The following is a 14,945-nucleotide window of genomic DNA, read 5'->3' as shown; positions in this document are numbered from 1 at the left end:
ATTCATGCGTATAACACAGAGTATGATTTCGAATAATATGTTAAAGAATTTAACAAATAGTTATTCACAGCTTGATACGTATATGAATCAGTTAAGCACTGGAAAAAAGATAAATAAACCTTCTGACAATCCAGTACTAGCGATGAATGCAATGGGGTATCGTACTGAACTATTAAAGGTAGAGCAGTACCAACAGAATACAATTGAAGTGCATAACTGGTACGATAATTCAGATGCGGCATTAAACCAAGCAACACAGGCAATGCAACGTTTACGTGATTTGGCTGTACAAGCCAGCAGTGATACTTACGGTGAGAATGAACGTAAAAATATTGCTGAAGAAGTAAAGCAAATAAAATTAGACTTAATTGATATTGCGAATACGAAAGTAAATGATAAATATATTTTTAATGGAACAAATACTGCTGAAGCACCTATCACGAAAATAAGCGGTAATCCAGATACTTGGGATATTGCCTACAATGCAGCTGATTACCAGTTTAAACCTGTAGATATCGAAATTTCTGATGGCTCATCCTTACAGGCAAATGTTGATGGTAATAAAGTATTTGGAAATGGTGGTAGCGGCAAGGACCTGATTACGACCATAGATGATTTTATTGCAAAGCTCGAGGGAGATGAATCCCTTGGCAATATTGATGAAAGCTTAGGAGAGATTGACTCAACTATTAATAATATTATCAATGCACGTGCAGACCTAGGTGCAAAGATGAATCGCTTAGAGTTGATCGAGAATCGATTAAGTGAGCAAGAGATTGTTGCAACACAAACGATGTCGAACAATGAAGACATCGATTATGCGGAAGTTATTACAAAATTAATTACCCAGGAAAGCTTGCATCGTGCTGCACTTTCAGCAGGAGCAAGAATTATCCAGCCAACATTACTTGATTTTCTCAGATAGATTAACGTGACCCTGGCCCATGATAGGGTTCAGGGTTTTAATAATGAATGAACAAGATTTGAGGGGAGTTTTCCTTATGCAATTGCCGCAAATTCGCATGCAATCACAGCTTGCACAAATTCAGATTCATACTACGAGTGCAAAACAGCAAATTAAACAACCAAAAGCGGATTTAATTATTCATCAACCGCAAGCACAGCTGTCGATCAAGACAACGCCTGGCAAGCTTGACATTGATCAATCAAAAGCATGGGAAGATATGGATTTAATGTCCATTCTTAAAAGAAATGATCGACATGCACAGGAAGGAATGCGTGCAGTCGCACAGGGTACTGCTAGAAAGGCAAGTGAGGGAACCGAGCTGATGAAAATAGAGAATGGTGGAACTCCATTAATAAGCCAAGCAGTTCGCAACGGTCATGATCAAATGAAATCCTTAGGAATCAAATTTATTCCATCTGCATTTGCGGTGAAATTTAATTATCAACCTGCAAAAGTACATATCGATGCTGAAACAAACCAACCGACAATTCAGGCAATCCCTAATAGACCAATTATCAACTACCAACCTGGATCTGTTGAAACAAGCTTAAAACAACGAGAAGATTTACAAATCAGTTTCACGAATCTAGAACAATGAGGAAGGATGATTCGTTCTTATGTTTATTCAAACAAAATATTTAGGTGAAGTGGAAATTAACCGAGAGAAAATCATTCAATTTCCTAGTGGTCTTCCGGGTTTTGGAGATGAGCTGGAATTTGTTTTATTACATTTACCAAATAATCAGGTCTTTCAAATATTACAATCAACAACAACTGCTAATGTAGCATTTATCGTTACGAATCCATATTTAATTTATGGTACTTATGAATTTGAACTCGATGATAATATGTTAGAAACTTTACAAATAAAAGATGAAAAAGATGTGACTGTTTTTTCGATTGTGACATTAAAAGATCCTTTTGCTACTAGCACTTTAAACTTAAAGGCTCCGATCATTATAAATACAACAAATAAACTCGGGAAGCAATATATCTTAAATACTGATATTTACCAGTCGAAGGCATCAATCACCAATAATGACGCTGCGGATGAAAGCAGGGTGAGATAGAAAATGCTCGTACTTACACGTAAACGTAATGAAGCTATACAAATTGGTGAAGATATTGAAATTAAGATACTTGCTATTGAAGGAGATCAAATAAAAATAGGAATTGAGGCTCCAAAATCGATTGATATCCACCGGAAAGAAATTTATGTTGATATTCAAAATCAAAATAATGAGGCGGCAAATGTTTCAATGGGTTTGCTGAATCTATTAAAGGAAACAAAGCAGTAATTTTCCCTGTCATAACGTCCTCTTTTTCATAAAAATCCTTTAAATCCTAACCATTCCAGCCGATATCATAAGTAAACAATAGTGTTGGGGGATGCTAGGATGGAGATAGATAATATTGTAAATGGGGCAAATCATTCAACAGCGGAGTTTAGTGTGCAACATAACAAAGCTTCAGAAGATTACACAACGAAATTGAAATCAAAAGATATAGACCAAGAAGACTTAGTAATTGATAAGCAGGATATCGAGCAAAAAATCGCATCTTTTAACGAATTTTTGCAACCAGTTCGAACAAATCTTAAATTTGAACTACATGAAAAACTCGACCGATATTATGTTTCAGTCGTCGATTCAGTAACACATGAAGTAATAAAAGAGATCCCACCAAAGAAAATGCTAGATATGTATGCAGAGCTTGCGGATTTCATGGGCTTCTTAGTCGATAAAAGAATTTAAAGGGAAGTGATTGTTAATGAGAATTGGTGGTCTCGCAAGTGGAATTGATACAGACAGCATTGTTAAAGAATTAATGGCAGCTGAAAGACTTCCACTTGATAAAATGGAACAGAACAAGACAAAATATGAATGGCAGCGCGATGCATTTCGCGACATCAATACGAAAATTGCTGAGTTCGATAAACTGATTTTAGATATGAAGATGAGCAAAACGTATGAAACGAGAAAGGTTAGTTCCTCGCAGGAAAGTGCTATAACTGCAACAGCGTCTAGTGGTGCGATGAATGGGACGTATAATATAGAAGTTAAACAAATGGCTAGTTCGGCGATTAATGTGAGTACTCAGGCAGTTGGGATCGATCCAACGAAGAAATTAAGTGAGGGCAATCCAGGGATAGTAGGCGAATATACCTTTTCTACGTATGAAAAAGATGGCAGTAAGACACATAAGTTTGAAGTGAAAGAAGATGACACGTTAAATGATGTCATGAAACGGATCAATGATGATAAAACCAATAATGTTCGTATGTTTTACGATGCGCAATCTGATCGAGTTGTTATGGAATCGACTAGAACAGGTGATTTTAATGAAAATGGTAAAGAGATTACTTTTGAAGGGAATACATTTTTTACTGAAGTATTGAAATTGGACTCTACTAATGAAAAAGGTGGAGTAAACGCAAAATTCACATACAATAATGGAATTACACTAGAATCAACAAATAATAACTACACGCTTAACGGCATAACATTCGAATTCAAAAGTGTAACCAATGGCGCCGCATCACTCAATGTTACCAGCGACACAGATGCCGCAGTTCAAAAGATCACCGAATTCGTTGACAAATATAATGAACTAGTTGATACACTAAATGCAACACAAAATGAAACGCGATATCGTGATTACCCACCATTAACAGACGAACAACGTAAAGAAATGGCTGATGATGAAATTGAACTGTGGGAAGAAAAAGCGAAGAGTGGAATGCTTAAAGGTGAATCAATTATAACGACTGCATTATTTGATATGCGTTCTGGATGGTATGAAAAAGTTGGAAATGATGGAGCGTTTTCCTTCTTATCAGAGCTTGGGATTACGACCACGAGGGATTATTTGGATGGCGGTAAATTAGAAATCGATCAAACGGTTAATAAAGATGGAAAAACCAAATTAGAAGCAGCACTTGAATCTGACCCGGCAAGTGTCCAACAATTATTCTCCAATAGTGACGGGGGATCTCGTCGCGGTTTATTAAATCGTCTAGAGGATGCACTTGATCAAACGGTAAGTAAGATTGAAGAACGTGCGGGTAAGGGGACCTCTACACTTGATAACTATACATTAGGGAAAAGAATGAAGAGTCTTGATGAACAAATTGCTGCATTTGAAGATCGTTTGACGCAAATCGAAGACCGATACTGGAGACAATTTACGGCGATGGAACAAGCAATCTCTATGATGAATAATCAATCCTCAATGCTAATGAGCTTTGGCGGAGGTATGTAATTAAATATTATTTTCCTAAATATAAAATTTAAATCTATTTTAGCGATTAAGTGCAGTTAGGGCACCTGCTAAAAGGTGGCTGACCCTGATTTTCTGAAGGAGTGATTATTTTGGCACAAAACAAAGCATACCAGACATACCAAAACAATGCTGTAAATACCGCCTCAGGTGGCGAGTTAACGTTAATGCTTTACAATGGCTGTATGAAGTTTATTAAACAAGCAATCAAAGATGTTCATGCAAAAAATTATGAGGCAAAAAATACGAATATCCAAAAAGCACAAAATATTATCCAAGAACTAATGATAACGTTGGATCAGAAGGTGGAAATTTCTAAGCAAATTCTCCCATTATATGAATATATCCACTTTCAATTAAAAGAAGCAAACATAAAAAATGATGCAGCCTTGTTAGAAGAAGCCTTAGGATTAGTAACAGAATTTCGTGATACATGGAAACAAGTTATCTTAAAAACGAGACAAAAACAATATGCACAAGGTGCTCAGGTCTGATGAATCGATTAGAGCCCATTTATAATTTGACCTTGGAGTTAAACAAGTTATTAGATGAACCGATAACTGCTAAATCAAGAGAAGTAGTTATTACAGATTTGAATCGGCTATTAATAAAAAGAGGTGTGGAAATGGAGAATTTAAATGCTCCCTTTTCCACTGAAGAGCAGAACCTTGGAGAAAAGCTTGTGCCGATAAACGAAGCAGTCCAAAGAAAGATGCAAGTTATCTTTACTGATCTTAAAACGGTAATGAAACAAGTAAAGCAACAGAAAAAGTCGAATCAGTCCTACACGAATCCATACAAAAGTGTGCAAACTATGGATGGCATGTTTATGGATCGGAAGAAATAAGAAAGACTCCTGTATTGATATGGACACTGATCTGAAACGAAACGATTATTATGAAAAAAGACGCCCCTCAATCATTTTTTGATTGTAGTGCGTCTTCTTATTCATTTATGGATTCTTTTTTTAACCGACTAGATAATCCGTATTTTATTCTAATTGGTGCTAGAGCATTAGGGAGAGAATCACATTCGATTTGGCGCTAGATTCGCTCATTTCAGTGCTTGGACGATATTAACCAGTTGACACACGAATAGATTCAGAGTTTCAAGATTTTAACCGAGTTAATTTTCAGAGCAACATTAACTGTCTTCTCGTATTACAGTTTAAGTCATATCCTCATCGCATTCGTAATAAAGTATTTAGACTGGAATTTATCTCGATTGTAAAGTTTATTAAGATAATGTAAACTCCCTAACCCTAGTTATATCAATGTTTTTGAGGAAATGAGACAAGTTTTGTCAATTTTTTTACTGGTTTAAGAAGGAAAAGTTGAGGGAAAGGTAGTATAATATATTAAAAGGAGGGCACTTACTATGAAATTTAACATACGTGGTGAAAATATTGAGGTTACAGGTGCTATTAGAGAATACGTAGAAAAAAAGATTAGTAAACTTGAAAGGTATTTCGATACAACCCCAACATCCGAGGTACATGTTAATTTAAGTGTCTATAATGATGAACAAAGAATCGAAGTAACAATTCCAATGACAAATTTATTATTACGTGGTGAGGTCCAACACTTGGATTTATATGCTGCAGTTGATTTAGTTGTGGATAAATTAGAAAGACAAATCCGGAAACATAAAACGAAAATAAATCGTAAGTTCCGTCAAAACAGTGCACCCAAACAAGTGGCTGCTGAACAAATTGCGCAGGAAAGAAGAGCAGTTGCTGTAGAAGAGGAACCAGATGAAATTGAAATTGTTCGAACAAAACGGTTTAATCTTAAACCAATGGATTCTGAAGAGGCGATTTTACAAATGGAAATGCTGGGACATGAATTCTTTGTTTACACGAATGATCAATCTGGTGATACAAATGTCGTGTATCGACGTCGTGATGGAAGATACGGTTTAATTGAGCCGAATATTTAATCGAATAGTAGGAGGAAGACGATCTCTGTTTGGGGGTCGTCTTTTGTATTTCCTATAAAAAGCGAAATGTTAAATCAAGCCTTATATTTTCCTTTATGAATGTAACATACATGAAAATGTCGAAAATTGTAGAATGAAATACTAAAAATTATTTTCATAAAAATAATATGACAATTAAAGGTGGAATAGCGTAAAAATAGCATTGATTTGCTATTTTTAGTCATATTTTTTGTCGAATTGATATCTAAAACTTAAAAACAGTCATTGGACTTTAGAACTAGTAATATGATAAAAATAAGCTAATAGTTCTAGGAGGGATGACAATGACGGAACAGGACAGAATGATGCTTCAACAACTCATAAACAAGGTAAATCAGCATGAGGAAACAATCGTCCAGCTAATGAAGATTATTGCAGCAACCAATCAGAGGATTTCCAATCAACTATCGGATTTCAAGGAAGCCGAGCAATTTTATACAAAAGTATAGTACATCATGAGTATCGCCTCTTATTTCCTCATAAATTCCCCAAAGTAAAGAGCAGTCTATCCTCAGGCTGCTCTTATTAATTTTTCAAAAAAAAAATAATGCGAGTTATGCTCTCAGTCAGAAGTCGCATCTTCAGTTGTCATCTATTGTGAGATAATGTTATTATTATAAAGGACAATAGTACCGATTTAATTGGTAGGTAAGAAAGTACAAAAAATTTCTTACTACATAAGTGCAACTAAGGTTGTCACTAAAAGCTTGGTGACAACCAAGTTTTCTAAAGGAGCGTTAACAATGGCAGGATTATTGACGAAAATATTCGGCGATGGTAATCAGAAGCAACTTAACCGAATTCAAAAACAAGTTGATCAAATAGAAGCAAAAGAACCAGAAATACAAAAACTATCAGATACAGAATTGAAGCAAAAAACAGAGGAATTCCGTGAACGCCATGCAAATGGTGAAAGCATAGATGATATGTTGGTTGAAGCTTTCGCAGTTGTTCGCGAAGCAGCAAAGCGTGTACTAGGCATGAGACCATACGGCGTTCAGCTAATGGGTGGTATTGCATTACATGAAGGTAACATTGCGGAAATGAAGACAGGGGAAGGGAAAACATTAGCCTCTACACTTCCTGCATATTTGAATGCAATCACAGGCAAAGGTGTTCATATTATTACAGTAAATGAATACCTAGCAGACCGTGATGCAAAACAAATGGGAGAGCTATATGAATTCCTTGGTTTAACAGTCGGTTTAAATGGCAATGGTTTATCAAAGGAAGAGAAGCGAGACGCGTACAATTGTGATATCACATATGGTACGAACAATGAATTTGGCTTTGATTACCTTAGAGATAATATGGTGTTGTACAAAAATCAAATGGTACAACGGCCATTAAACTTTGCAATTATTGATGAAGTTGACTCTATACTAATCGATGAAGCTAGAACACCGTTAATTATTTCAGGATCTGCTAAAAAATCAGCATCATTGTATCAGCAAGCGAATAGCTTTGTAACAACATTAAAGCGTGACGATGATTATACGTATGATGAAAAGACAAAAGGTGTTCAGCTAACAGAAGAAGGGATCAATAAAGCTGAACGGTATTTTTCGATTGAAAATTTATTTGATTTGAATCATGTTTCCTTAACCCACCACATTAATCAGGCTTTAAAAGCGCATGTTTCGATGCATCGGGATGATGATTATGTGGTAGAAGATGGGGAAGTTGTAATTGTTGATACTTTCACTGGTCGTTTAATGAAGGGACGTCGTTATAGTGATGGCCTTCACCAAGCAATTGAAGCCAAAGAAGGGCTGCAAATTCAAAATGAAAGTATGACTCTTGCTTCCATTACATTCCAAAACTTTTTCCGTATGTATAACAAACTGTCAGGAATGACGGGTACAGCGAAAACGGAAGAAGAGGAATTTAGAAATATTTATAATATGGATGTTATTGCAATTCCGACAAACCAGCCAATCATCCGTGAGGACCGTCCAGATTTAATTTATAAATCAATGGAAGGTAAGTTCCGTGCGGTTGTAGAGAGCATCAAAGAACGAAACAAGACTGGACAACCAGTATTAGTTGGTACAGTCGCTGTTGAAACATCAGAGTTGATTTCTAGTTTGCTTAAAAAAGCTGGCGTGAAGCATGATGTTCTAAATGCGAAGAACCATTTTAGAGAAGCAGAAATTATTGAAAATGCAGGTCAAAAATCTGCCGTTACAATTGCGACTAACATGGCTGGTCGTGGTACAGATATTAAATTAGGCGAAGGTGTAAGGGAATTAGGTGGACTTGCAGTTATCGGTACAGAACGACATGAATCTCGTCGAATAGATAATCAGCTCCGTGGACGTTCAGGTCGTCAAGGTGACCCAGGGATAACACAATTTTATTTATCAATGGAAGACGAGTTAATGCGCCGTTTTGGTTCTGATAATCTGAAGACAATGATGGAAAGATTAGGAATGGACGATTCACAGCCAATTGAAAGTAAGATGGTGTCCCGTGCAGTTGAATCTGCTCAAAAACGTGTGGAAGGAAATAACTTCGACGCACGTAAAACAGTCTTATCCTATGATGATGTTCTTAGAGAACAACGGGAGATTATTTACAAACAGCGTTTCGAAGTCATTGACGCAGCTGAAAATATTCGTGACATTATTGAAAGTATGATGGAGTCTTCCATTCAGCGTGCGGTTGCTGTCCATACGCAAAATGGTGATGAAGCGAATTGGGATCTTCAAGCACTGGTCGAATATGTTCATGGTAATCTATTAGACCAAGAAGCATTTTCCATCAAAGATATTCAAGGGAAAACTCCAGAAGAAATTTCTGAAGTAATCATGGAGAAGGTACGAGCGAAATACGATGAAAAATCAACCGAACTTGCTCCAGACCAATTCCAAGAATTCCAAAAGGTAATCGTATTACGGACAGTTGACTCCAAATGGATGGATCACATTGATCAAATGGATCAGCTTCGTCAAGGTATTCATTTACGTGCTTACGGACAAAATGATCCGTTACGAGAATATCAACTTGAAGGATTTGCAATGTTTGAGGACATGATTGCAAACATTGAAGATGATGTTGCTAAATATATCATGAAGGCACAAATTCGCGAGAACTTACAGCGAGAAGAAGTCGTGAAAAATACGACAGCTGTTTCTGGTGATCAGGAAGAGAAGAAAAAAGCTCGGAAACCATTTGTAAAAACAGTAACGGTTGGTCGTAATGACCCATGCCCATGCGGCAGTGGAAAGAAATATAAAAATTGCCATGGGAAATAGTAAGTTAAGCACTCCTAATAAAAAGAGGAGTGCTTTCCTACTCATTGGCTAAAATAAATCATAGAGGTGAGCAACATGGAACTAGTAGAAATCAAACATGAATTGGAAAAAATAGCTGTAAGGATTGAAGACTTTAGGGGGTCTCTTTGACTTAGATGTCAAAAGGGAACGTGTAAAAGAATTAGAGCAAGAAATGTCTAACCCTGAGTTTTGGAATAACCAAGATAGCGCACAGAAGGTTATTAGTGAATCAAATGTTCTAAAGCATGATATACAAAGCTTTGAGAAAGTGGAAGAACAATATGAAAACCTGGAAGTTTCATATGAGTTAGTGAAGGAAGAAAATGACCAGGAACTATTTGAAGAACTTGATAAAGAATTAGAAGTATTTATTAAAGAAGTGAATGAATTTGAATTACAATTACTTCTAAGTAACCCATATGATGCAAATAACGCAATTTTAGAATTACATCCAGGTGCTGGTGGAACCGAGTCAATGGATTTCGCTGAAATGTTACTCCGCATGTATCAACGCTGGGCAGAAGACCGAAGCTTTAAAGTAGAAATATTGGATTACTTACCTGGTGAAGAAGCTGGGGTTAAAAGTGTTACACTGCTTATAAAAGGGCATAATGCTTACGGCTATTTAAAAGCGGAGAAAGGTGTCCATCGCTTAGTACGAATCTCACCTTTTGATTCATCTGGACGACGCCATACATCATTCGTTTCCTGTGATGTGACGCCGGAAATGACAGATGATGTTGATATTGAAGTACGAAACGAAGATATAAAGATCGATACTTACCGTGCAAGTGGTGCAGGCGGACAGCATGTAAATACAACAGACTCTGCTGTTCGGATTACGCATCTACCGACAAATACGATTGTTACTTGTCAAAATGAGCGGTCACAAATAAAAAACCGTGAAGCAGCAATGAAAATGCTGAAATCAAAATTATATCAAATGGAAGTCGAGAAGCAACAGCAAGAACTGGCTGAAATTCGTGGTGAACAAAAAGAGATAGGCTGGGGAAGCCAAATTCGCTCTTACGTATTCCATCCATATTCATTGGTGAAGGATCATCGCACGAATACAGAGATTGGAAATACGCAGGCAGTGATGGACGGAGAAATTGATCCATTCATCGATGCATATTTACGATCACAAATAAATTAGCAAAAATGAGAGCATCCATTATGGATTGCTCTCATTTTTAATTAGGAATTACAACAGCTTACTTACAACATAACTTCAACCAAGTGGTCTAATAGTAAGTAGGTTAACCTTTAAAAGCTTTAAAATAGTATAAAAAGGGGTATAATAGATATGATATTGTTTTCAATTTTTACATTGGGAGGGATAACAAGTGAGGAAATGGATTATCGCAACACTTTTTGGGACAGCCTTAGTACTTGGTGCATGCGGTGATGGCGACGAAGAGCCAACAGAAAATGCAACTGATAATGGTACCGAAAAAACGAATGAAGGCGGTACTGTAGATGCAGATGCAGGTGAAACAGTATTTGCGCAAAATTGTTCATCATGTCATGGTGCAGATCTATCAGGTGGGGTAGGTCCTGACTTAACTCAAGTCGGTTCAAAATATTCTGCTGAGGAAATTGCTGATATCGTCACAAACGGTACAGGTACAATGCCTCCACAAAGCGTATCTGGGGAAGACTTAGATAATTTAACAAACTGGTTAGCTGAAAAACAATAATGGTTCATAAGGTATTATGCAAAAGCTTAGATTAAGATTATCTTCAATCTAAGCTTTTTATTATTTTCCGAAGATTCGACAATATTACACCTTATTAATAAATGCGTTTCCTTTGACATGAAAATGTAATAATTTTATGTCTAAAAATCTTGTTGAAGAATGTTATACTATATCAGTGAGATAAATGGTACCTCTTTTCTTTGTAAAGAAGGTGCTTTTTCATTAGTAGATTAAGAGAGTATAATTAATTTCTCAACTACGTAATTGCAACTAAGAAAATCGTAAAGGCTTGGATATGCCAAGTACTTATAGATTCAATATCAAAGAATAACTTTAAAAAATTAAAAAGGTGATACTAATATGATATTAATGAAAGATGTATATAAAACATACTCGAATGGTGTGACAGCGCTGAGCGGGATTAATGTTGATATAAAGCAAGGCGAATTTGTCTATATTGTTGGACCAAGTGGCGCTGGAAAATCGACTTTTATTAAGTTGATGTATCGAGAAGAAAAGCCCTCTAGTGGAACAATCCTCATAAATGATATGAACTTAGCAGAATTGAAAAATAGGCAAATCCCACTGCTAAGGAGAAAAATTGGTGTTGTCTTCCAAGATTTTAAATTGCTTCCAAAACTAACAATCTATGAAAATATCGCATACGCACTTGAGGTAATTGAAGAACCCCAAGCTAATATTCGTAAGCGAGTGATGGACGTTTTAGAAGAGGTAGGCCTGAAGAATAAAGCCCGTTCTATACCAAGTGAATTATCAGGTGGAGAACAACAACGTGTGTCGATTGCACGAGCGATAGTAAATCGCCCGCAGATTGTAATTGCTGATGAACCAACTGGAAATCTGGATCCCGATACATCATGGGAAATTATGAAGACTTTTGAAGATATCAATTCAAATGGAACGACAATTATTATGGCAACGCATAGTAAAGAAATCGTAAATACGATGAAAAAGCGCGTGATAGCTATTGAAAGCAGTATGATTGTTAGGGACCAAGATCAAGGAGAATATGGTTATGAAATTTAGAACTTTAATGCGCCACATCCGGGTAGGTTGTAGAAATATTATCCGTAATGGCTGGATGACGATAGCTTCAATTGGTGCTGTGACAACTACACTGATTTTAGTATCTGTCTTTCTAGCATTGGTACTCAATTTGAATGAGATAGCTAAAAACATAGAAAATGACGTAGAAATCAAAACATTGGTTGAGCTAGGGACAAGTGAAGAGGAAGTAATTGCTTTAGGAAAACAATTAGAAGAAATAGAAGGCGTAGAATCGGTCACGTTTTCTTCGAATGATGAAGAATTGCAAGGCTTGATTGATAGTATGGGTGAAGAAGGGGAAACATGGGAGTTATTTGAACAGGATAACCCATTAAATCACGCATTTGTTGTCAGAGCTGAAGTACCGCAAGATACTGAAAAAATTGCAAAAGAGATTCAATCCTTCGATAACATTAATAAAGTTGTTTTCGGTAAAGATGTTGTCAAACAATTGTTTGAGTTTAATAATTATGCAAGGGTAATCGGAATTGCATTAATTGTTGCGCTAGTATTTACAGCAATCTTCCTTATTTCGAATACAATAAAGATAACAATTATTGCTCGAAGTACGGAAATAGGGATTATGAAACTTGTTGGTGCAACAAATGGATTTATCAGATGGCCATTCTTTATTGAAGGGTTACTGCTAGGTGTTTTAGGATCGGTTATTCCAATTGCAATTGTACTCGGTGGCTACTACTACTTGGATTCAGCAGTAATTGATACGATATCTTTCAGTTTTGTAGAGTTATTGCCGTTCAATCCGTTTGCATGGCAGCTGTCACTTCTAGTTTTAGCTATCGGTGCAATTATCGGAGTTTGGGGTAGTGTCATGAGTATTCGTAAATATTTAAAAGTTTAATAGAAAACAATGATTTGCTCCCATCCCTTCGAAAGGGATGGGAATGAATTAAATTAATACATAGCAGATTATGTAAATCACCATAGAATATCGAAAGTAAAATGAAAAGAAAAGAGGAATAAATGTAATGAAAAAGGTTTTCAAATATGTTTTAGTAGCGGGACTAGTTCTTACTGTTAGTTCAGCAAATGTTCCCTATCTTTCTGCGGAAACAATCGATGACTTAGACAAAGAAATCAATAATCTAGAACGGGAAAAGCAAGAGCTTGAAAGCAAGAAAAACACCATTGAGAATGATAAGACTAATAATGATAGTAAAATCCAAGATAATTTGAGCAAGCAAACAACGGTCGAACAGGAAATAAGTAATATTGACGAACAATTGACTAAAACGAACAATGATATTTATGAAAAAGAAAAAGAGATTAAAGAAACAGACAAAGAGATAAAAGATTTAAATAGTCGAATTGAGAAATTAAAGGAAGAAATTATTGTTTTAGAACAAAGAATTGAAGAACGTAATGTTTTACTAAAAGACCGTCTTCGTACAATTCAGCAAAATGGTGGAGAAATGCAATACATAGAAGTATTGTTCGGTGCACAAAGTTTCGGGGATTTCATTAGCCGATCTTCAGCAGTAAATACGATTATGGATCAGGATAAAACAATAATGGAAGAGCAAGCAGCAGATAAGAAGACATTAGAAGATAATAAAGAGGAAGTTGAAGTTAAAAAAGTAGCTGTTGAAGATAAGAAAAAATTAATTGAAGGCCAAAAACAAGAGTTAGTAGCATTAAAGGGTCAATTAGATAACCAAATGGACGAAAAAGCTACATTGATGGCACAGCTAGAAGAAGAGCATGGACAACTGGAAGAAATAAAATTAACGCTAGAAGATGAACAAGAAATTTTACGTGCAGAAGAATTATCTAAAGCACAAGCAATCGCACTTGCACAAAATAAAAAAGGGGAATTAGAACAGGCTGCAAGAGAAGAAGCAGCAAGAATAGCAGCTGAAAAGGCGGCAGCAGAGCAAGAAGCAGCTGAAAGAGCAGCATCTGAGAGAGCAGCATCTGAGAGAGCTTCATCTGAGAAAGCTTCATCTGAAAAGTCAACTAATAAAGTAGCATCAGCAAATCCAACTCCACCTAAGCAATCGAATCAATCAAGTAATGTAAGTAGTGGTGGTACCTTTATTTATCCAGCGTCAGGACCAATTACTTCTTCATTCGGACCTAGAATACATCCGATTTTTGGTGGTCAAGGTTCACACAATGGAATTGATTTCGGTGTTGCTTCAGGTACAACATTAGTTGCACCGGCAGATGGTGTTGTAAGTACAGCTAGATATATGAATAGCTTTGGTAATGTGATCATGATTTCCCACCATATTAATGGTAAAACATATACAACAGTTATGGCACATTTAAGTAGAATTTCAGTTTCACCAGGACAAACAGTAAGTCAAGGGGAAGCAATTGGGGCAACTGGAAATACAGGAGATTCAACAGGTCCACATCTTCACTTTGAAGTTCATATCGGTGGTTATGGAAATCCTGTAAACCCATTATCTTATCTTCGTTAATAGATGACTATCAACTAAATAAATGATTGATTTCACAAGGCATCACACTTTTGTTGTGATGCCTTTTTCGCACAGTCTCACTCGTGAAATCTAATTTGGTGGCCGCTTTCCCTCCGACGACCGCTGAGAAAATATACTACGCTTACCGCGGGGAGCTGGTGGGCCATCTTGTGCTGCCACCCTTCGAAGTCTCACCTAGGCTCTTCTTCCCGCAGGACAAGGAAGGCTT

General features: G+C 36.5%; 16 protein-coding genes. All 16 read left to right on the top strand.

Features of this window, described 5'->3' with window-relative positions; genetic code table 11:
* Window positions 1–4: 4 nt before the first annotated feature.
* A complete protein-coding gene (gene flgL / locus CUC15_RS14290) occupies window positions 5–925 on the top strand; it encodes a flagellar hook-associated protein FlgL (RefSeq protein WP_114917305.1) in 921 nt (306 codons plus the stop codon).
* A 76-nt stretch (window positions 926–1,001) separates the two neighbouring features.
* Complete coding sequence (locus CUC15_RS14285; RefSeq protein ID WP_114917304.1) at window positions 1,002–1,565, top strand: DUF6470 family protein; 564 nt, start codon at window positions 1,002–1,004, stop codon at window positions 1,563–1,565.
* A 19-nt stretch (window positions 1,566–1,584) separates the two neighbouring features.
* Window positions 1,585–2,037 carry a flagellar assembly protein FliW gene (fliW, locus tag CUC15_RS14280; RefSeq protein ID WP_114917303.1) on the top strand — a complete coding sequence of 151 codons (453 nt, stop codon included), beginning with the start codon at window positions 1,585–1,587 and terminating at the stop codon, window positions 2,035–2,037.
* 3 nt (window positions 2,038–2,040) lie between these two features.
* Window positions 2,041–2,265 (top strand): carbon storage regulator CsrA, encoded by a 225-nt coding sequence (csrA, locus tag CUC15_RS14275; RefSeq protein WP_114917302.1) that lies wholly within the window; start codon window positions 2,041–2,043, stop codon window positions 2,263–2,265.
* 99 nt (window positions 2,266–2,364) lie between these two features.
* The gene (flaG, locus tag CUC15_RS14270) at window positions 2,365–2,721 is read left to right on the top strand and encodes a flagellar protein FlaG (RefSeq protein ID WP_114917301.1); all 357 of its coding nucleotides are present in this window, start codon (window positions 2,365–2,367) and stop codon (window positions 2,719–2,721) included.
* Window positions 2,722–2,737: 16 nt separating this feature from the next.
* Window positions 2,738–4,228, top strand: coding sequence for a flagellar hook-associated protein 2 (locus CUC15_RS14265; RefSeq protein ID WP_114917300.1), 1,491 nt, complete (start codon window positions 2,738–2,740; stop codon window positions 4,226–4,228).
* Between the two features lie 110 nt (window positions 4,229–4,338).
* Window positions 4,339–4,740, top strand: coding sequence for a flagellar export chaperone FliS (gene fliS / locus CUC15_RS14260; RefSeq protein WP_114917299.1), 402 nt, complete (start codon window positions 4,339–4,341; stop codon window positions 4,738–4,740).
* Entirely contained in the window at window positions 4,740–5,093 is a 354-nt protein-coding gene (gene fliT / locus CUC15_RS14255) for a flagellar protein FliT (RefSeq protein ID WP_114917298.1), read from the top strand. The genes fliS and fliT overlap by 1 nt, the downstream gene beginning before the upstream one ends.
* A gap of 530 nt (window positions 5,094–5,623) precedes the next feature.
* Window positions 5,624–6,184: a ribosome hibernation-promoting factor, HPF/YfiA family gene (gene hpf, locus CUC15_RS14250; protein WP_114917297.1), complete on the top strand. Its 561-nt coding sequence runs from the start codon at window positions 5,624–5,626 to the stop codon at window positions 6,182–6,184.
* A 323-nt stretch (window positions 6,185–6,507) separates the two neighbouring features.
* On the top strand, window positions 6,508–6,672 hold the full coding sequence (locus CUC15_RS20130) for a hypothetical protein (RefSeq protein WP_162800326.1): 165 nt from the start codon (window positions 6,508–6,510) through the stop codon (window positions 6,670–6,672).
* 294 nt (window positions 6,673–6,966) lie between these two features.
* Window positions 6,967–9,480, top strand: a complete 2,514-nt coding sequence (gene secA / locus CUC15_RS14245; RefSeq protein WP_114917296.1) for a preprotein translocase subunit SecA — start codon at window positions 6,967–6,969, stop codon at window positions 9,478–9,480.
* A gap of 75 nt (window positions 9,481–9,555) precedes the next feature.
* A protein-coding gene (gene prfB, locus CUC15_RS14240) for a peptide chain release factor 2 (RefSeq protein ID WP_114917295.1) occupies window positions 9,556–10,657 on the top strand; the annotation gives its coding sequence in 2 pieces (ribosomal slippage) (window positions 9,556–9,627 and window positions 9,629–10,657; 1,101 coding nt in all).
* Between the two features lie 190 nt (window positions 10,658–10,847).
* Entirely contained in the window at window positions 10,848–11,201 is a 354-nt protein-coding gene (gene cccB / locus CUC15_RS14235; RefSeq protein WP_114917294.1) for a cytochrome c551, read from the top strand.
* Between the two features lie 360 nt (window positions 11,202–11,561).
* Window positions 11,562–12,248: a cell division ATP-binding protein FtsE gene (ftsE, locus tag CUC15_RS14230; RefSeq protein WP_114917293.1), complete on the top strand. Its 687-nt coding sequence runs from the start codon at window positions 11,562–11,564 to the stop codon at window positions 12,246–12,248.
* A complete protein-coding gene (ftsX, locus tag CUC15_RS14225; RefSeq protein ID WP_114917292.1) occupies window positions 12,238–13,131 on the top strand; it encodes a permease-like cell division protein FtsX in 894 nt (297 codons plus the stop codon). The genes ftsE and ftsX overlap by 11 nt, the downstream gene beginning before the upstream one ends.
* Before the next feature lie 127 nt (window positions 13,132–13,258).
* Window positions 13,259–14,716, top strand: coding sequence for a murein hydrolase activator EnvC family protein (locus CUC15_RS14220; protein WP_114917291.1), 1,458 nt, complete (start codon window positions 13,259–13,261; stop codon window positions 14,714–14,716).
* Window positions 14,717–14,945: the final 229 nt, after the last annotated feature.

Source organism: Oceanobacillus zhaokaii (assembly GCF_003352005.1).
Classification (GTDB): domain Bacteria; phylum Bacillota; class Bacilli; order Bacillales; family Amphibacillaceae; genus Oceanobacillus; species Oceanobacillus zhaokaii.
Note: the sequence above shows the minus strand (reverse complement) of the source record. Positions and strands in the feature narration are given on the sequence as shown.